This is a genomic window from Algoriphagus antarcticus (assembly GCF_002150685.1).
GTDB lineage: Bacteria > Bacteroidota > Bacteroidia > Cytophagales > Cyclobacteriaceae > Algoriphagus > Algoriphagus antarcticus.
Window position 1 is genome coordinate 96051 of the sequence record NZ_MSSW01000001.1, and the last position, 19635, is coordinate 115685.

18 protein-coding genes, 1 tRNA gene and 1 pseudogene are annotated in these 19635 nt (G+C 42.6%); 12 read left to right on the forward strand and 8 right to left on the reverse strand.

Translation table 11 applies throughout. The features are described from left to right. Positions 1-61 precede the first annotated feature (61 nt). Positions 62-940: an SMP-30/gluconolactonase/LRE family protein gene (locus tag BVH04_RS00350; protein WP_086539353.1), complete on the forward strand. Its 879-nt coding sequence runs from the start codon at positions 62-64 to the stop codon at positions 938-940. Between the two features lie 27 nt (positions 941-967). Here BVH04_RS00350 and BVH04_RS25950 read toward each other — a convergent pair whose 3' ends face one another. After that, positions 968-1693 (reverse strand): Fic family protein, encoded by a 726-nt coding sequence (locus tag BVH04_RS25950; RefSeq protein WP_317045473.1) that lies wholly within the window; start codon positions 1691-1693, stop codon positions 968-970. 12 nt (positions 1694-1705) lie between these two features. Further along, positions 1706-2092, reverse strand: a complete 387-nt coding sequence (locus BVH04_RS25955) for a Fic/DOC family N-terminal domain-containing protein (protein ID WP_240510783.1) — start codon at positions 2090-2092, stop codon at positions 1706-1708. Between the two features lie 378 nt (positions 2093-2470). Here BVH04_RS25955 and BVH04_RS00360 point away from each other — a divergent pair, with 378 nt between their 5' ends. The 3 genes from BVH04_RS00360 (at position 2471) to BVH04_RS00370 (ending at position 7462) form a co-directional block, all read left to right on the forward strand. Next, a complete protein-coding gene (locus BVH04_RS00360) occupies positions 2471-3652 on the forward strand; it encodes a sialidase family protein (RefSeq protein ID WP_086539354.1) in 1182 nt (393 codons plus the stop codon). Between the two features lie 328 nt (positions 3653-3980). Beyond that, entirely contained in the window at positions 3981-5462 is a 1482-nt protein-coding gene (locus BVH04_RS00365) for an MFS transporter (RefSeq protein ID WP_086539355.1), read from the forward strand. A 56-nt stretch (positions 5463-5518) separates the two neighbouring features. Continuing rightward, positions 5519-7462 (forward strand): amylosucrase, encoded by a 1944-nt coding sequence (locus BVH04_RS00370; RefSeq protein ID WP_086539356.1) that lies wholly within the window; start codon positions 5519-5521, stop codon positions 7460-7462. A gap of 7 nt (positions 7463-7469) precedes the next feature. On the opposite strand, the gene BVH04_RS00375 is transcribed toward BVH04_RS00370, so the two are convergent. Together BVH04_RS00375 and BVH04_RS00380 are read right to left on the reverse strand one after the other, a co-directional pair. After that, the gene (locus tag BVH04_RS00375) at positions 7470-8498 is read right to left on the reverse strand and encodes a LacI family DNA-binding transcriptional regulator (protein WP_086539357.1); all 1029 of its coding nucleotides are present in this window, start codon (positions 8496-8498) and stop codon (positions 7470-7472) included. Positions 8499-8637: 139 nt separating this feature from the next. After that, positions 8638-8709 (reverse strand) — tRNA-Arg (locus tag BVH04_RS00380). Positions 8710-9037: 328 nt separating this feature from the next. Here BVH04_RS00380 and BVH04_RS00385 point away from each other — a divergent pair. The 5 genes and pseudogenes from BVH04_RS00385 to BVH04_RS00405 form a co-directional block, all read left to right on the forward strand. Further along, a pseudogene (locus BVH04_RS00385) lies at positions 9038-9634 on the forward strand (30S ribosomal protein S16); the annotation flags it as partial. 272 nt (positions 9635-9906) lie between these two features. Further along, positions 9907-10437, forward strand: coding sequence for a ribosome maturation factor RimM (gene rimM / locus BVH04_RS00390; RefSeq protein ID WP_086539359.1), 531 nt, complete (start codon positions 9907-9909; stop codon positions 10435-10437). 3 nt (positions 10438-10440) lie between these two features. Next, positions 10441-11157, forward strand: a complete 717-nt coding sequence (gene trmD, locus BVH04_RS00395) for a tRNA (guanosine(37)-N1)-methyltransferase TrmD (RefSeq protein WP_086539360.1) — start codon at positions 10441-10443, stop codon at positions 11155-11157. 50 nt (positions 11158-11207) lie between these two features. Beyond that, complete coding sequence (gene rplS, locus BVH04_RS00400) at positions 11208-11573, forward strand: 50S ribosomal protein L19 (protein WP_086539361.1); 366 nt, start codon at positions 11208-11210, stop codon at positions 11571-11573. A gap of 165 nt (positions 11574-11738) precedes the next feature. Then, on the forward strand, positions 11739-12041 hold the full coding sequence (locus tag BVH04_RS00405; RefSeq protein WP_086539362.1) for a hypothetical protein: 303 nt from the start codon (positions 11739-11741) through the stop codon (positions 12039-12041). A 244-nt stretch (positions 12042-12285) separates the two neighbouring features. Here BVH04_RS00405 and BVH04_RS00410 read toward each other — a convergent pair whose 3' ends face one another. The 4 genes from BVH04_RS00410 to BVH04_RS00425 form a co-directional block, all read right to left on the reverse strand. Further along, a complete protein-coding gene (locus BVH04_RS00410; RefSeq protein WP_086539363.1) occupies positions 12286-12843 on the reverse strand; it encodes an FKBP-type peptidyl-prolyl cis-trans isomerase in 558 nt (185 codons plus the stop codon). Position 12844: 1 nt separating this feature from the next. After that, on the reverse strand, positions 12845-13405 hold the full coding sequence (locus tag BVH04_RS00415) for an FKBP-type peptidyl-prolyl cis-trans isomerase (protein WP_086539364.1): 561 nt from the start codon (positions 13403-13405) through the stop codon (positions 12845-12847). A 47-nt stretch (positions 13406-13452) separates the two neighbouring features. Then, a complete protein-coding gene (locus tag BVH04_RS00420; RefSeq protein ID WP_086539365.1) occupies positions 13453-14376 on the reverse strand; it encodes an FKBP-type peptidyl-prolyl cis-trans isomerase in 924 nt (307 codons plus the stop codon). A 138-nt stretch (positions 14377-14514) separates the two neighbouring features. Further along, the gene (locus BVH04_RS00425) at positions 14515-15549 is read right to left on the reverse strand and encodes a DHH family phosphoesterase (protein WP_086539498.1); all 1035 of its coding nucleotides are present in this window, start codon (positions 15547-15549) and stop codon (positions 14515-14517) included. A 184-nt stretch (positions 15550-15733) separates the two neighbouring features. Between BVH04_RS00425 and BVH04_RS00430 the strand changes: the two genes are divergently transcribed. The 3 genes from BVH04_RS00430 to nirD all read left to right on the forward strand — a co-directional run bounded on the left by BVH04_RS00430 (position 15734) and on the right by nirD (position 19632). Next, complete coding sequence (locus tag BVH04_RS00430) at positions 15734-16156, forward strand: nucleoside-diphosphate kinase (protein ID WP_086539366.1); 423 nt, start codon at positions 15734-15736, stop codon at positions 16154-16156. A gap of 569 nt (positions 16157-16725) precedes the next feature. After that, positions 16726-19236 (forward strand): nitrite reductase large subunit NirB, encoded by a 2511-nt coding sequence (gene nirB / locus BVH04_RS00435; RefSeq protein WP_086539367.1) that lies wholly within the window; start codon positions 16726-16728, stop codon positions 19234-19236. A gap of 18 nt (positions 19237-19254) precedes the next feature. Beyond that, positions 19255-19632, forward strand: coding sequence for a nitrite reductase small subunit NirD (gene nirD / locus BVH04_RS00440; RefSeq protein ID WP_086539368.1), 378 nt, complete (start codon positions 19255-19257; stop codon positions 19630-19632). Positions 19633-19635: the final 3 nt, after the last annotated feature.

A 19635-nucleotide genomic window follows, 5' to 3' on the forward strand; every position in this document is an offset into this window, starting at 1 on the left:
GTTTACAAAACCTCGAAGGTTTTAGACACCATTTCATTCAACCCTCTCAATCCAAAGCACATTGCAAACCTATACCTACTCCTCCATCCCCGCTCAATGCTTTCTAGGTGAAAGTCCTTATTGGAGCGTAGAGCGCCAGAGTTTTTTCTGGGTGGACATCGAAAACGGAAAGTTATTTGAGCATCAACTGGATTCCGGAAAAACGACGATTAAATCCTTTCCCCATCGGCTGACCTTGGTTTTAGGGGGGGAGGGGGGTGAATTGATTTTGGCACTGGATCGAAAAATTGCTTCGTTTGATCTAAGCACAGAAAAGTTAGCATGGCTGACGGAAGTGGAATCAGATCTTCCGCTCAACCGGTTCAACGATGGAAAGTGCGATGCAAAAGGAAGACTTTGGATCGGAACGCTGAGCACAAAATTCACCAAAGGATCGGGATCTCTGTACAGAGTTGGCAAAGATCTTAAGCCGGAGAAGCAGCTTGATCAGTTGACGATTTCGAACGGGATGGCCTGGACAGCCGACAATCAGACTTTTTACTTTATAGACACGCCGACAAGGCAGATCAAGGCTTATCACTTCGAGTTAGAAACTGGGGAAATCGAATTTAATCGAGTTGCTGTTGAAATCTCGGAGGAATTGGGATTTCCAGATGGCATGTGCATCGATCAGGAAGGAATGCTTTGGGTGGCGCACTATGGAGGTTCGGGAGTTTATCGCTGGAATCCGACCACCGGAGAACTGATTGAAAAGATCGAATTGCCTGTTCCCCATGTCACTTCCTGTGCCTTTGGAGGATCGAATATGGATACACTTTTGATTACCACAGCTCAGGAAAATCTAAGCAAAGACCAACTGAAAGAATATCCGTTGAGTGGAGATGTGTTTTTGGTGAAGACCGAGACAAGAGGGGAAGAAGCGAATCGGTTTGTGTATTGAAACTGAATAGTTCACAAACTTGATAGCTTACTCTGACAGTATTCTGTAAAGTTCAAGGTTAAGGTAATACGCATTACCAGAGATCATTCTTTTCTCCAAGATTCCCATATCACATAGTCTATCGAGGTATTTTCTGGCTGTATTTTCAGCATAGAATCCCCTTCCTGTCAGGTGTTTTACACGGGTAAATGGCTGTGTAAAAATGGCATTTAGTATCAATTCTGGGCGACTAAATCCTCCACCCTTCTCAATTGCATCTAGAATAGCATCTTTTGCAGCGATGATATCATTGATTTTATCATAAGTAAGATTTGCAGTAACCTCTACCGTCTTCAGCATGTAAAGCAACCAGTCTTTCCAATTTCCTCTTTGGGTGATACCAGACAAACCTGCATAATAATCCTCCTTACTTTCCACAATATACCGGCTCATAAAAAGTATAGGATAATCTAACACTCCTTTTTGTGTCAGGTAATGGATATTGAATATCCTGCCGGTTCGTCCGTTTCCATCCCTGAATGGGTGAATGGCTTCAAATTGGAAGTGTCCAATAGCCATTTTCAGCAATGGATCAAGGGGAAATTGTAGGTCATCATTTAAAAAATCAATCAGGTTCTGCATTTTGGCCTCCACCACGCCTTGACCGCGGGGGGGAGTATAGTGTGCTTTTCCAGCATTTAGCCCACTACCTCCCTGCTTGATGTAGATCTGGGCGATGGGTGACCTGATTCCGTCATTGAATTGACCTACAATTCGGTAAACTTTTTAAAAATGTCCAATGTCGATTGCATTCCCATTTTGGAGATATTCATGCCCTTCCCATAATGCTTCTCTATAGTTCAGAATTTCCTTCTCTGGCGATCGAATCGAGTCTAGCTGGTTTTCCTCACTATAAGCTTTGTATAATTCATCATCCGTTGTGAAAATATTCTCAATAGCACTCGATGCCTTTGCTTCTTGTAAACTGATGGAATTAATAAGCATCCCTTGATTCGGAATAGCTATACTTCTTCCCTGCAAGCGTCCCAAAGCTGCTTTTGCATTTCCAAGCTGCTCATATATTTCCACCGTTTGGTAGAATATTGGTTCAATTGGCAATTCAGGCAACTTATTCCAAGGAAGCGTTTGATCTGGGTTGAGTAGATAGCTCATATCTTCAAATCTACTAAAAAGCAAGTACTAGCCTTAAAATATTGCCATTTTAAGGCTAGCTAAAAAAATGACCTTAAAAATAAAGGCTTTCCTGTGACTCACATTAAAAACCCCTGATTTTAAGGTTAACTTGATTTATGACCTCAAAAACTGGTAACTAATGTCGAGCCAACCCCAATATCTAATATGATTATCGGCTTATTTGCCAGGATGCGGAATCAACTAAGATGTAATTGATGGATTCTCAGCACACCTTCGGGATGGTCATTGGGCGTTTTGTGTTTTCCGTCTTCCATCTCAAAACCGAAAAAACACGGCACCCGCTGTACTTGGGGACATATACAATATCTAATCATTTTCAACAAACCCATTACGTAAATGCTTCGGATTTTATTCGCTTTTCTATTCGCAATGATCCTGCCTTCGCAACTTCTCTGGGCACAGGAAATCAAGGTAAACACCTTGGTAGATGAATCAATTTTCCCGATTCAAGATCAGCATGCCCATGGTAGCAGTATTCTTTATCTCCCAAATGGAGATTTGCTTGCCGTTTGGTTTCAGGGTTCTGGCGAAAGAAAAGCCGATGATGTCAGGATCATGGGAGCCCGAAAAATCCAAGGCCAACCAAATTGGACCAAACCCTTCTTGATGGCTGACACCCCAGGAATTCCCGATTGCAATCCTGTTCTTTTCCTCAATCAAAATAATGAGCTTTTTTTGGTTTGGATAGCAGTTTTGGCTAATCAATGGGAGCAGTCCATCCTTCGGGTCCGCAGAAGCACAGATTTCCTCCAAGAGGCTGCTCCTCGATGGACTTGGCAGGACAATATCCTACTAAAACCGGGGGAAGAATTTGTCAAAGAAGTCGAGAAAAGATTCGCTGAATTAGCCGATTCGGGTTTAGGTTGGGCAGAGTATGCGCCACCCTATGAGCGCATGATTCTTGAAGCATCCCGAGACTCCAAAAAGCGGAGCATTGGTTGGATGACCAGAATCAAGCCATTGATCAGTGCCGAAAAAATCATCCTTCCTCTATATTCAGACGGCTTCAATTTCTCGATAATGGCAATATCCGAAGACCAGGGCGAGACCTGGAAACCTAGCCTTCCACTGGTGGGAAAGGGACCTATCCAACCAGCTTTGATCCAAAAATCCAATGGAGACATTGTCGCCATGTTGAGAGATTCGGGAGATTCACCGACTCAGATCCAAAAGAGTGTGTCCAAAGACCAAGGGCAAAGCTGGACTTTGGCAGAAAAAACAGAATTTCCCAATACCGCCAGTGTAGAGATCCTGAGACTGGAAGATGGACGCTGGTGGATGGTAGGCAATGATCTGCATAACGGCCGAAATCAACTCGCACTTTGGAGCTCAGAAAATGAAGGAGAAAGCTGGTCCAGCTCTCTTTACCTCGAATTTGAATCCGATAAAACAGCCCAGTTTTCCTACCCTGCGATGATTCAAGATCCAAATGGACTTGTTCATATTACTTACTCCAAACATCTCCCAGTCGGAAAGACCATCCAATATAGAGTATTGGATCCTCGGAAAATTCAATGAGCCATGAGACCGAAACACCTTACAAACTCTACCGATAGGGTCGGCGATAGTTGGTTTTTAACTTATTTGATGAGAAGAGATTTCGAAGTACCCCACCTCTTTATAATGTTCAGCTATAAGCACTTTTGGCAGCAGATGAATTCTCCTCTCAAAAAACTTTTCCCTCTACCCCAAATTTCAAACGATTTCCATAAATAAATGGCTTTTCCAGCGTTTTAAAGCCCTTTGAAAGCTAGTTAAACTTTGTACTTTGGAGTTGTGTAAGTATTGAAAGATAAATTCACGTTGATTTTTCTGCTTTTACTTTCGATAAACCCAAGCTCCCAAAATGGCCAAATCACCCCTCTCCTTTTCCCAAATCATCAACATGAATGTTGGTTTTTTTGGAATTCAATACAGCTTTGGCTTGCAGCAAAGCGCCGTCAACCCGATCTATGACATGCTCGGAGCGGCACCGGATCAGATTCCTATTTTGAATCTTGCAGGGCCGATGACGGGCTTGTTGATTCAGCCGATCATCGGAGCGCTGAGCGATAGCACCTGGAGTGAGCGTTTTGGGAGAAGAAAACCCTACTTTTTTATCGGAGCTCTTTTCTGTAGCATTTGCCTGTTCTTATATCCCTTTTCCAGTTCGCTTTGGATGGCAGCTGGATTACTTTGGGTCTTGGATGCGGCCAACAATACCGCAATGGAGCCTTACCGAGCGCTGATTGCTGATGTTTTGCCTGAAGAGCAATATCCTAAAGGATTTTTGACACAGAGTTTCTTCACAGGTTTGGGCATTACGCTAGCCAATCTCTCCTTATTCGTCTTTCAAAAATATATCCCCGGAATCTCCGGCTCACTTCCCTATTGGGTGTATGCTTCCTTCTTTTTAGGTACGGTCTGTTCGATCGGTTCGGTGCTTTGGAGTATTTCCAAAACTCCCGAATACCCGCCTTCACCAGCTGAAATGGCGGCTTTGAAAGAACGAAATAAAGGAATGCCGCATCCTGCAATTCAGTTTTTCCTCTCAATACTGACCACATTGGTTGCTTATTTAGTTCTTTTTCTATTGTTGATTCCTTCGATTTTTGATCGGAAAATCATCCGAAAAACCATCCACTGGGCGGAAAATAACCCCACCACGAAAGTACTCTTTGCCCAAAACCTGGAGATTATCGAAGCCATCACGGTGATGCCCAATGTCATGTGGAAGCTTTCACTTGTTTATCTTTTTCAGTGGTACGCACTGTTTTGTTATTGGCAGAATGCCGCAAAAAGCATAGCACAATCAGTATATAACACCAGTCCTTTAGAGAATAAGGCACTTTATGAAGAAGCCGTTGGCTGGACGGGTTTGGTCAATGGCTGGTACAATATCGTCACCTTCCTCTCAGCCTTCTACCTGGCTCGAATGGCCACAAGGTTTGGACCTAAAAAAGTACACTTTGTCTGTCTGATTATGGCTGGAGTGGCACTTTTGGTTTTCCCTTTTATAGAAAATAAATATCTCTTGTTTGCTCCGATGACCGGTTTTGGGATTGCCTGGGCAAGCATGATGGGTGTTCCGTATTTACTTGTAGTCAATGAAATTCCGAAAGAACGCTATGGCGTTTACATGGGGGTGATCAATATGATGATCGTGATTCCAATGATCTTCCAAACGTTGAGTTTTGGCTATATCTCCAAAACCTTTCTCAATAACGATCCCGGATTGGCCATTGCCTTTGCAGGAGTTTTACTGCTTTTGGCAGCATTGGCTACACTCCGAATCAAAGAAACTTACGGTGAGGCCTCTGCCGTCCCAGCATCGGGAGGAGGACATTAAACCAAATTAAATAGTTGACTATTAATTCTTTGAACACCACTATACGCAACCAAATTTTGAATCAACAAATCCACCACTTTATCACCTCCGAACTTCCCAAAACTGGTTTTGAACCAAACGGGAAGGATAAGCAGCTGAATTTTCGATTAGTGGAAGGGCTGGAGCGCTTGATTCCACTTTATCAAAACATTTACCACACGCATCCAAAAGCGGATCAAACTTTTGAAAAATTGATCCAGACCTTGGTTGATTTTGCACAAAAGCGAGCTCCCGAACTACAGCAAAGAGACAATTCAAAAAAACCACAATGGTTTCTCAGCAATGAACTGGCCGGGATGAGTCTATACGTGGATCGATTTTGCGGAAATCTAAAAAACCTCTCCGCTAAGCTGGACTATTTTGAAGACCTGGGTATCAATTTCCTACATCTAATGCCGCTTTTTGAGAGCCCCTCGGGAGAAAGTGACGGCGGCTATGCAGTATCCAATTTTCGAAAAATAGATCCAAAGTTTGGCAGTTTGGAAGATCTGATCGCTTTGCGAAAAGCCATGCAAAAAAAGGAGATGTATCTGATGCTGGATATTGTCTTGAATCATACTTCCCATCGCCATGAGTGGGCCGAAAAGGCCAAAGCCGGCGATCCCGAGTTTCAGGATTATTTCTACATGTATGACAACCGCTGGATTCCAAATGAATATGATGCTGCAATGCCTGAGATTTTTCCGGAAAGCTCCCCGGGAAATTTCACCTATGTGCCTGAATGTGACAAATGGGTAATGTCCGTATTTCACAATTACCAATGGGATTTGAATTTCATGAATCCGGCGGTATTTGTAGCGATGGTAGAAAATGTGCTTTTCTATGCCAATCTCGGTGTGGATCTGCTTCGGATCGATGCTCCGGCTTTTATCTGGAAACAAACAGGTACCTCTTCCCAAAATTTGCCGCAGGCGCATGAACTCCTCCGACTGATCAAACAATGTGTCGCCATAGCTAGCCCTGGCATGGCACTATTGGGTGAAGCGATCGTAGCTCCAAAAGAGATCATGAAGTATTTTGGGACGGGAGATTATTCTGCCAAAGAGTGTGATTTTGCATATAATGCAACCCAAATGGCGCTGCAATGGGATATGCTTGCCACCGGCGATACCCGTGTGATGCTGGCTGCTCAGCACGATCTGATGCAGAAACCATTCGGTACATCTTGGATTACGTACACGCGATGCCATGATGATATTGGCTTGGGCTACGAAGATTCGAAAATCGCCCAAGTAGGAAAGGATCCATTTCTCCATCGCCAATTTTTAAAGGATTATTATACTGGTTCCTATCCGGGAAGTCCTGCGAAAGGCGCCTTGTTTTCTTCAAATCCTAAAACTGGAGATGCCAGAATTTCAGGTTCTTTGGCTTCGCTCTGCGGTTTGGAAAAAGGATTGGAAAATTGCAGTCAAGAGGAAATAGATCGATCGATTCAGAAGATACTTATGATGCAGGCGCATTCATTTTTCTTGGGTGGGGTTCCGATGATTTTCTACGGCGACGAAATCGGCTACACCAACGATTACAGCTATTTGGATGATCCAGGAAAAAGCTATGACAATCGCTGGATGCATAGACCTGTGATCGACTGGGTCAAGAATAACCGTTCCAAAGAACTTGGTACAATAGAACAAAAGATATACGACGGAACGAAAAAATTGTTAACTATTCGAAAAAGCCTTCCGGTGCTTAGCGACTTGAAAAATCTGACTTGGCTATCGCCTCACAATATTCATGTGGCGGGTTTTCTGCGAGCTTTCGGGGATAAGAAAGTCTATGGCGTTTTCAATTTCGGAGCAGAGACTGCCTTTTTGACTTGGTATGCTTTCAAGGGGCATGGAAAAACTCCTGAAAAACTCAAAGATCACTGGACAGGGAGTGAGATGCAGGTTGGCATGGACAATGAGTTTCTGATCATTTCCCCATACGGTTTCCATCTGCTGGAAGTCATCAATGACTAGCGAGAAATCAGCCTAGTCGCTGAGTGGATTCTCGAACGACTAGGCTGGTTTTGGTCTCAAAGATTTGATCTTTCCCAACCTCATTATTTTTAATTGCCTCCACCAGTAATTCCACCGCCTTTTCACCCATTTGATAAGCATGTTGATTGACAGAACTGAGGCCGGGTGAGACAAAATTTGCCATATCCCAATTGCTAAAACCTATCACGCCTACTTCTTTGGGAATAGAGATTTTGGCTTGTTTCAAATACTTCATTGCACCCATCGCTACCAGATCGGTAATACAAAATATTGCATCAGGTTGATTTGAAGAGGTCATCAATTGCTTCGCAAAGTCAAAACCTTCTGCTTCGGAGATTTCCTGACAATGTACCACCCAAGCACTGGAACCTTCCATCTCATGATCACCGAGTGCTATGCTATAACCCCGAAGCCGTTCTTGAGAATTTTTGACATGCTGTAATCCATTGATATGGGCGATTTTGCGATAGCCCTGTTCAATCAGGTGCTGGACAGCAGAATAAGCACCCTGAAAATCATCTACTATTACTTTTGGGGAAGAAAGTTGATCACTTACTTTATCAAACTGCACCACTGGACGGCCTTCATCCAGAAATTCTTGGAGATGATCCGTATTCCCTGTTTCATTGGAGATGGAAATCAAGAGTCCATCCACACTGCTGGATAGCATGGTGCGGCAAGCCATAATTTCGTTTTTAACCAGTTCATCGGTTTGACTGACCAGGATACTGTAGTGATGCTTTTTTGCTTCCTTGATCGCTCCTGAGATCACCGATGAGAAAAAGTAATGAACCAACTCCGGCACCACCATGCCGATTGTCATGGTCTTATTTTTCCGAAAATTAACCGCCATCGTGTTGGGCACATAATTGTGCTTTTCTGCAAATTCCTTGACCATTTTAACTGTCTCATCAGAGATTCCGGCATAGGAATTTAAGGCTCTGGAAGCCGTGGAGACAGAAATGCCAAGTTCCTTGGCAATATCCTTCAAGGTTATTCTTTTTCGATCAGGCATGAAAAGTGGTCAATTGGGTTTGATAATGTATCGAAAATTTTGGTGTTATTTAGAAAAATGAATTTTGGAAAGGAGCTCTCAAAAAGAGATTTTGGAGGAAATGATTTTTCAAAATGATTATGGCTCATCAAAAAAATAGTAGCCCCGCTAGGAATCGAACCTAGATCTAGCGTTTAGGAAACGCTTGTTCTATCCATTGAACTACGGGGCCATTTTGAACTAACCTTCCTTTTGAAGGTCAAAGTTACAGCTAGCGTTTAGGAAATGCTGTTCCTCTTTTGACTTTCCGTATATTTCCATTGAACCCTGCCTATAGACGAAGGCAGATTTAGGACAATATTGAAAATCCGGAAGTCTGTTATGGTTATAAATGATTGATTCAGCTCCCTTTTGACGAATCTATCGCAAGATAACCTAAAACCCCTATTTTAGGCAAATATTCTTTAGCCAACTTATGGCTTTACAAGTAATTACACTATCTTTGCACTCCAAAATTAGGATGGACGGGTTCCATTCACTCACTAAATACATTCAAATTTATGTCAGTAAAAATCAGATTAGCACGAAGAGGTAGAAGAAAAATGGCTATCTACGACGTGGTTGTAGCTGATGCAAGAGCTCCACGTGATGGACGCTTCATCGAAAAGATCGGATCTTACAATCCAAACACAAATCCTGCTTCTATCAACATCAACAATGAGCGCGCTCTTAAATGGTTGTTGAACGGAGCTCAGCCAACAGACACCGTGAAAGCTATGCTTTCTTACAGAGGCGTTATGCTGAAAAAACACCTTCAGATTGGTGTATTGAAAGGTGCAATCACGCAAGAAGTAGCAGATGCTAAATTCGAAGCATGGTTGAACGAGAAAGACACGAAGATTGCTGGTAAAACAGAAGGTATCTCTGCAGCTAAAGCTGATGTACGTAAGAAAGCAATGGATGCTGAAACGGCTAAGAACCAAGCTAGACTTGACGCAATCAAAGCAAGAGAAGACGAACAAAAAGCTCTTCTAGCTGCTGCTGAAGCTGCAAACAACCCTGCTCCTGCTCCTGTAGTAGAAGAAGCAGTTGCTGAAGAGGCTCCTGTAGAAGAAAAAGCACCTGTTGCTGAAGAGACTCCTACTACTGAAGAAGCACCTGCGGTAGAGGAAACTCCTGCTGCTGAAGCTGAAGAAGCACCTGCGGTAGAGGAAACTCCTGCTGCTAAAGCTGAAGAAGCACCTGCGGTAGAGGAAACTCCTGCTGCTGAAGCTGAGGCTCCTGCAGCTGAAGCTGAGGTTCCTGTAGCTGAAGAAGCACCGGAAGCTAAAACTCCTACTGAAGAGAAAGCTCCTGAAGCTAAAACTCCTACAGAAGAAAAAGCTCCTGAAGCTGGCGAAGACGAAGCAAAAGCTTAATATAAATCCCCATGAATAAAGACCAAAGCTTTCAGTTAGGCTACGTGTCTAAAGTTCATGGACTTCGTGGAGAAGTAATGATCATGCTGGATGTCGATTATCCTGAGGATTATCAGACGTTAGAGCACATATTCCTAGAGCAAAAATCCCGGCTTGTGCCGTTTTTCCTGGAGCACTTTGTACTCCAACCCGGAAATAAAGCATTGGCAAAATTCGAGGATTTAAACTCACTGGATCAGGTAGAAGATTTGGTTGGATTGGGAGTATATCTTCCATTGACAGCCCTACCTGAACTGAAAGAAGATCAGTATTTCTTCCATGACTTGATCGGCTTCGAAGTCCATGACGAGACTAAGGGACTGATCGGACCTATTCAGATCGTATATGATCTGGAGACACAGAATCTCCTCGGAGTAACCTACCAGGAAAAAGAAGTGCTGATACCAATTCAGGACGGAATTATCCAAAAGGTGGACAAGGCAGCTAAAAAAGTTTACTGCCGATTACCCGAAGGTTTACTTGAAATTTATCTGGAAGATTAACCCATGCACATTGATATTATCACTGTAGTGCCGGGATTATTGGAAGGGCCTTTTGCACATTCCATTCTGAAAAGAGCGGAGGACAAAGGACTTGCCAGTATTCGGGTGATCAATCTACGGGATTATTCAACTAGCAAGCAAAAGCAAGTCGATGACTACGCTTTTGGAGGGGGAGCCGGGATGGTAATGTCCATTGAACCAATCGCTCGATGCATAGAAGCACTTCAGAAGGAGCGCACGTACGATGAGATCATCTACATGACACCTGATGGAGCTAGGTTCGACCAACCTATGGCAAATGCACTTTCGCTCAGTCAAAACCTGTTGATCCTTTGTGGTCATTATAAGGGAGTGGATGAGAGAGTAAGAGAGCGATTCATCACCAAAGAAATCAGTATTGGTGATTATGTACTTTCTGGGGGAGAATTGGCAGCGGCTGTAGTGGCTGATGCGCTGATTCGCCTGATCCCGGGAGTATTGAATGATGAGACCTCAGCTTTGACAGACTCTTTCCAGGATGGACTGCTGGCACCGCCGGTGTACACTCGCCCCGCTGATTATGATGGGATGAAAGTGCCGGAAATACTGCTATCAGGACATGAAGCCAAGATAAACGAATGGAGATTTGAAGCATCGGTTCGCCGAACCCAAGAGAGAAGACCTGACTTGCTAAGCAATAAGGAAACTGGGATAAGCGATACAGAATCGTATAAGAAGTAATTAAATAAGCCACGCGTTGGCAAACAGCGAAAGCATAAAAACATAAAGCTATGAGCGATCTAATGAAAATAGTAGAAGCGGAATACAGCGAAGCAAGAGCTAAATTCCCTTCATTCAAAGCTGGCGATACCATCAACGTACACGTACGTATCAAAGAAGGTACCAAGGAGCGTATCCAGCAGTTCCAAGGAACTGTGATCCAGCGTAGAAACCCTAACTCTAACGGTGAGACTTTCACTGTAAGAAAAATATCTAATGGTATCGGCGTAGAAAGAATCTTCCCTATCATCTCTCCTGCTATCGAGCAAATCGATCTATTGAGACAAGGTAAAGTAAGAAGAGCTCGTCTATTCTACCTAAGAGGACGTCAGGGTAAAGCTGCACGTATCAAGGAAAAAATCAGAGTGAGAAAGTAAGATTTCACACGATTGAAATCAAAAAGGAACTCAGCAATGGGTTCCTTTTTTGGTTTTAACGCGTAAAATAATTTTGGGCTTTTTAAAAAATTTTTAGAGATTTTTAACGTTAAGTAATTGGTTGATATACGATTAAAACTCAACTTTATTTAAAATTCTTTGGCTATGAACTCTACTTTTTCCTTGGATCCAAGTTTCGGTATCGCAAAAGCATTCATCAGAATAGGAATGGTTTTCTGCGCAGTGATGGTGGCCATACTTGGCTACATAGTTTATTTAGCCAATCTGGGAATGATGACAGATTGGGATCTCGCCGTAAAATCATCTTTGGGAAATTTTTTTCCAGAAGCCAATTCCATCTTTTGGCATATGGCCTTTTTCTGCATTCCCGCCTTGGGGTTTTTGATCTCTTTTTTCTTGCTAGGCTGGCTGGGCAAAAAAATCCAACAAGAAAGTCAAGCAAAATAAGGTTTAGCTTAGCTAACTCTCATTCCTATTCAATGAAAACCATTTTAAAAACTGTGGTTACAGAGGTTCGGCGAACTTAGCAACCTAGGTTTACCCGTAGAGAGCAAATATTTAGCATTTATCTCCTCAAAATAATTGGGGCGGACGCCTAAATCACAGACTGTGTCCCCTGTGAAAAAATCTCAGTGGACTCAGCGGTTAACGCTTTGACAAAAAAAAGAGGGCCGAAGCCCTCTGATCTATTTTAATCCATTCCTCTGAACTCCACATCAAATATCAATATGGAATTAGGTGGAATTGCAGCTCTATTTGGATCATCTCGATAACCATACGTTGATGGGATGAGTAATTGAGCTTTGGAACCTGATCTTAATCTCCTAAACGCTATATCCCATCCCTGAATCACAGTACCGGAACCTAACAAAAAACTCAAAAGATCATATTCTCTATTTTCATCATAGATATCATTCTCTATCGCCACATTTTCAATATTCGTATCGAATAAAGATCCATCGCTCATCAACGAACCTATGTACCTTGTATAGATTACATTCCCGCTAATCGGTCGTGAGCCAGTTCCTTCCTCCTGTACGATGATTACCACTCCACTAGGATCGTGGATACGATACAAGCTATCAATCTCCGCAGTTTCCAGGTAATCTACAATTAAAAGACTGTCCTTTGCCAGATTTCCTTCCACATCATAGACAGGTCCTCTATCAAATGGATTATTTGCTTCGCAGCTGCTGAATACAACTGCCAAAACCAGAAAAAAGAAAATGCTCGCTTTTTGTAAAATCATATTATCGTCTTGGTCCAGGAGTAGCGCTTATTATTTCTAACTCAAATAAAATCGGTGCGTTCGAGGGGATGGGTACTATTCCATTAGTCCCTTGCTTTCCATAGGCATAAAGAGACGGGATGAATACCGTAGCTTTATCGCCCACTTCCATTTTCAAGGCTCCAATTTCAAATCCAGGTATCAATTGTCCATAACCTATAATAAAGACAAGTGGCTGATAATTTCTATTGGAGGCATAAATCCCTTCGCTTTTAGCTACATCTTCAATGGAAGTATCGAATACCTTATTGTTAAGTAGTTTCCCTACATAATTCACCTTTAATGTGTCTCCGAGACTTACTGTATCCTTACTTCCAGATAGCTCTTGCCAAATGACCGTAACTCCGTAATTGGAATCGTAAACTTTTTTAACATTTACAATAGAAGTGGTATCAAGGTACCCTTGAATTTCAGCTAGGTCTTGATTGTAGATGACATCATCGGTTGCCTCGTCATCAATACAGGACACGAAAGCGAAACTCCCTGCGATCAGGCTTAAAATGGCAAATATTCTAAATTTCATTGTAGTTGGTTTAATATTATTAACTAGCTATAACTGCTATACGAATATTACTGTACATCCGCTACATCCACATCAAACACAAGTACTGAATTTGCCGGAATCATTGCTCCAGCACCATTTTCTCCGTATCCAAGAGGTGAAGGGATAATAAACTTACCCTTAGCTCCTTTTTTTAATAGTAGCAATCCTTCATCCCATCCCGGAATGACTTGACCCATTCCTACAGTCACTGGAAGTGGAGCGTAAGGCCTCCCTTCAATAAACGCGTTGTTTTCCTTAGCTAATGCCTCGATAGACGTGTCAAATAAAGTTCCGTCAAGTAAATATCCTGCATAATCTACAGTCATAGTAGTACCAGGAGCAACTGGTTCGCCTGTTCCTTCTTCCTCGATCACATAGTAAAGACCACTCTCAGTTTTTTTGGCATCAAGACCTTTTTCCGTGATGTACTCTTGGATTATTTTGTCTTCTTCTACCAATCTTTCTGCAGCTCTCTCTGTTTTTTTCACATCTTCAGCAGCCATCACTTTCTCGAAGTAAGCCTGAATCGCTTCTTCATTCATGATTTCAAAAGCTCCCAATCTTACCTTAACCACATCCTCTTCCTTCAGGAATGGAGGGAAATTTTCGCCAAAAATAGTTTTAGCATTGGACTCAAATGCGATGCTGTCCCCTTTGCGCAAGCCAAGGAAGATCTCATCCATACCGTTAGAGACCGGCAAAGAATCATTAACCTGTAGATATCCTGGGAAAGGGTTATCTGCAGTGGAATAAATCACTGAATCAGATGCAGTAGTAATCTGAAGATTGTAAAGCAAAAACTCACCGTTTGGAGCTTTTTCATTCCCTTCTTTTACATAGGTATATTCGATACCATCTTTTTCTGTGACTTTAGTTTTTTTACAGGAAGTCAAGGTGCTTGCTCCCACCACGAGAGCAAGGATTGCCAAAAGGCTTTTTGAATTTTTCATCTGATTATAATTGTTTTTCAATGGTCATATGGAATCTCGCATACATTATAATCATCCCAGTGTGAGACTTTTGAGTCATGCTCGATTTCATAAAGGATAAGTGATTTTTCAAAGTAATAGGAAGGGATATCAAGTTTATCAATCTGCAGTAACAGGAAGAACACGGAATAATTCATCCTGATGCTCTTCTACCAAAGATTCGAATCGTTCTACAGTATCCTTAAGACTCAAAGTGGATTTACCTCCGGAGGCATTTTTATGTCCACCTCCATCGAAATATTCCGCTGCAAACTTATTGACAGCTACGTCACTGGAAGATCTGAAAGAAATTTTGACACCGTCTTCGCGTTCCGAAAATAAGGCTGCCAGTTTTATCCCGTCCAAAGATAATGCATAATTGACCAAACCTTCTGTATCGCCAGTACGGCTTTGATATTTTTTAAGATCTTTTTTGCTGATCGCAAAATATGCCATATGGAGGTCTTCGTGTACTACCAGACGGCGACTGATTGCAAAACCGATAAATTTTAATCTATTAACCGAATTGGAATCATAGATCCAATTGGAGATTTGGGAGCTGTCAGCACCCAGATCCAATAGTTCCGCTACCACCAGATGGACATTCTTGGTCGTGTTGGGATGTCTAAAGCCTCCTGTATCTGTCATGATACCAGCATAAAGGCATTCAGCAATGTCTTTATCCAGAAGTGATTCGTCGCCCAGCTGCACGATCAGTTCATAGACCAACTCACAGGTAGCAGCTGCTTCCGTGCTCCATATCCGGAAATCAGCAAAATCTTCAGGATCTTGGTGATGATCAATATTGACGGTATATGCGTCCGACTGTCGGATCATTTCGCCTAATTCATTTACCCTTTTTAAGACAGAGAAATCCAAACAAAATATCACATCCGCTTCATTCAACTTTCTGGTGGCTAATTCTGTATGCGTAGGATTACTGAAATCCAGTACAGAATCGTTGCCTTTCATCCAATTGAGAAATGAAGGATAATCCGTTGGTGTCACCACTGTCACCTCATGTCCTTTTTTGAGCAGGTAGTTAGCCATTCCCAATGAAGAACCCAATGCATCGGCATCGGGTTTGACGTGAGTGGTGATGAATATTTTTTTGGGTGAGGCTACCTCTCTCTTAAACGAGGCTAAAGCTTCCATTTTATACATTTAGCTGCTTTTTGGCTCTTGTAGTTCGCAAAGGTCAGGAAATTTTTGATAATTCCCAATTCTACTAGTAAGCTGACAATGAAGTGAGTAGCGGAAAAATACAAAAGTTTTTGTGAAGAATGCTGCGAAAAGGTCTATTTTTGCGCCCGATCTAAACCAAAGAAATACGAATAACATGGCAACTAACAGAACATTCACTATGATCAAACCTGATGCTTTTGCAGAAGGAAACTCAGGAGCAATTTTGAAAATGATCGAAGAAGCAGGCTTCAAAATCGTAGCCATGAAAGCTACTCAATTGACCAAGGAAATCGCTGGTAAATTCTACGAAGTTCACTCAGGGAGACCTTTTTACGCTGATCTATGTGCCTATATGTCGTCTGGCCCTATCATCGCAGCGATCTTGGAGAAAGAAAATGCAGTAGAAGATTTCAGAAAATTGATCGGTGCTACCAACCCTGCTGATGCAGCAGATGGAACTATCCGTAAGATTTTCGCTAAGTCTATCGAAGCAAATGCTGTACACGGTTCTGACTCAGACGAAAACGCAGCTATCGAAGGATCATTCTACTTTTCTCAGACCGAAAGAGTAGGTTAATTCCAACTGAAAATAAAAGTGAAAGCACCTCATTTTGGGGTGCTTTTTTTGATTAAAGTCAATAGTCTTTATCCACAGGGAGAACAGAGAATTTCGAATGGGGAGCAAAAAGTCAGCATATTCATTTTTGCTAAATGAAAGGTGGCAGAGGTCAACTCGGATTATTTTTCCGCGGGGAACGCGAAGTTTTTCGCCGAGTTCACTATTATTTTATAAGCGCTGAAAGCCTTAAATACCTTAGCCCAGCAGGCTAGGGATGGGTATATTATCAAATTGACCTGTTTTTAAGCTCTGAAAGAGCGAAATACTACTATCATTCCCCACCATTTCAGAGACCAACTAAACTATCTCTATCTAGTTGTTTTTTACGTAGTTGAGAAATTTTTTTTATATTTCTCAAAATAAGTAATTCATCCATTTGCGGTGTGTAAGTAGCTTCAAATATCAATTGAAGGCTATTATTTCAAAATGTAACCTGAACAAAATACTTGTATCGTCTAGATAATTCTACGTGTATTTATTTTTAATTACGTATATATACTTATATTTGAGTTTTAAAATACGTAGACATGGAAAAAGTTATTGTCATAGGAAATGGAATGGTCGGGTATAAGTTTTGCGAAAAGCTAGCTGCCCATCCACTTCGCGGTCAGTTTGAGATAGTAGTCTTCGGAGAAGAATCCCGACCTGCTTACGACCGTGTCCACTTAAGTGAATACTTCTCTATAGATGATGCAGATAAGCTGCTGTTAGCTCCTCGCGACTGGTACGCAGAGAATAATATAATGCTTCGCACCGGAGAGATGATCACCTCGATCGAGCCGGAGACTAAGCGCGTGTTCACGCATAAGCATGATTATTTCGAATATGACTACCTAGTTTTAGCAACAGGCTCTTCATGCTTTGTACCGAATATCAAAGGCGTGGACAAGCCGGGTGTATTTATTTACAGAACAATCGAAGATCTCGATGCTATTAAGGATTACGCAACAAAAATCAAGCATGAAGGTAAATTCAATGCTTCCGTTCTAGGTGGCGGATTGCTTGGTTTGGAAGCAGCAAATGCTGCCAAAGAACTTGGACTACAGACTGACGTAATAGAATTCGCCCCGCGACTTATGCCACGTCAACTGGACAAAGCTGCGAGTGACATGCTTCAAAGCAAGATAGAGAAGCTTGGGATGAAAATTCATTTGGGCAAAAACTCCAAAGAAATCATAGGAGCAGCCGGTATCGAAAAAATCGACTTTACAGACGAATCCTCTCTCCAAACCGACATGCTGATCATTTCCGCAGGTATTCGCCCTAGAGACGAATTGGCATTGAAGTGTGGCTTGAAAACTGGCGAACGTGGCGGAGTCTATGTAAATAATAAAATGGAAACTTCCGATCCAGCGATTTACGCTATTGGAGAAGTAGCCCTATATAATAACGGCATCTACGGACTAGTCGCTCCAGGATATGAGATGGCAGGCGTAGCTGTGGAGCAAATCACCGGCGGTGAAAAGCTCATGAGCCCATCCATCGATATGTCCACCCAACTTAAATTGGTGGGCACAGAAGTAGCTTCTTTTGGTGATCCCTTCATCGAAAATGATGAGATCACTGCGATTGTTTATGAGAACAAGCAGCGTGGTGTTTACAAAAGAATCAACATTGCAAAGGACGGCTCAAAGTTGCTTGGCGGAATCATGGTCGGTGATTCCTCTGATTACAACACACTTTTTCAGCTTTACATCAATGCGATGAAGCTTCCTGAGAATCCAGAAGATTTGATCCTGGGTTCTAGGGGAGGCGAAAGTAAAAGCGCCTTGGGCTCTGTTCTGGATTTGCCTGATACAGCTCAGATTTGCTCTTGTGAGGCAGTAAGTAAAGGAACGATCTGCGATTCCATCACAAGTGGCGCCTGTTGCACTTTTTCAGATGTAGTGAAGCAAACAAAAGCTTCTAGCTCCTGTGGTGGATGTAAGCCAATGGTGACCGATTTGGTAACTGCTACGCTAAAGTCCATGGGGCAGGAATTGAAGGAAACGATTTGTGAACACTTCGAGTATAGCCGTCAGGAAATGTATGATTTGGTGAAGCTCCACAGTATTTTGGATTTTGACGAGGCACTTGATCGTCATGGCAAAGGCCATGGCTGTGAGATGTGCAAGCCTGTGTTGGCATCGATTTTCGCCAGTATTTACATGGAAACTGCCAACCGTCAGGCTCCTATTCAGGATTCGAACGATAGATTCCTTGCCAATATTCAGAGAAACGGTACCTACTCAGTGGTGCCAAGAGTGCCTGGAGGAGAGATTACACCCGATAAATTGATGGTATTGGGACAAGTCGCTAAGAAATACGATCTCTACACCAAAATCACCGGTGGTCAGCGGATAGATCTTTTCGGAGCTCAGCTTCATGAGTTGCCAATGATCTGGAAAGAATTGATTGACGCTGGCTTCGAAAGTGGTCACGCCTACGGCAAATCACTTAGAACTGTAAAAAGCTGCGTGGGATCGACTTGGTGTCGGTATGGCTTGCACGATAGCGTGAGTTTTGCCATCAGAATCGAAGACCGTTACAAAGGACTTCGCTCTCCTCACAAACTAAAAGGCGGAGTATCTGGCTGTATCCGCGAATGTGCCGAAGCCAGAGGAAAGGACTTTGGAGTCATCGCTGTGGAAGGCGGCTGGAACCTCTTTGTATGCGGAAATGGAGGAGCTACTCCGAAGCATGCGATTCTTTTGGCAGAAAAACTCGACGATGAAACCTGCATCAAGTACCTCGATAGATTCTTGGTGTATTACATCAGAACTGCAGCTCCTTTGCAACGCACAGCGCCATGGCTGGAAAAACTAGAAGGTGGAATTGACTACCTGAAAAAAGTAGTGGTGGAAGACAGTCTCGGAATAGGTGAAGAGCTGGAAGCTGAGATGCAAGAGCTGGTAAGCCACTACGCATGTGAGTGGAAAGAAGCCATCGAAGATCCTCAGATGATGAAGAGATTTAAGCCATTTGTCAATTCTGATGAGACTGACGACAGCTTGGTTTTTGTGCCGATGAGAGATCAAAAAATGCCTAGACCTTGGTAATCCAATACGAATAAGATCATGGAAGAATTATTAAAAAACTATCAAACCGTAGCAGATCAAAACGCTATCAATTGGATCAAAGTAGGTCAGACAGGTGACTTTCCGGAGAACGCTGGAGCTTGTGTGAAATACAATGCCAAGCAAATTGCAGTTTACTATTTTACCAGAACCAATTCCTGGTATGCCTGTCAGAACCTTTGCCCACATAAGATGGAAATGGTGCTATCCCGTGGCATGACGGGCGATTCTCAGGGTATCCCAAAAGTGGCCTGTCCGCTTCACAAGAAGACCTTTTCGCTGGAAGACGGTAGCAATTTGAACGGAGAGGAATATAGTATTGCGACCTATCCGGTCAGGATTCAGGAGGGAAATGTATATATTGGATTCGCAGATTAATAC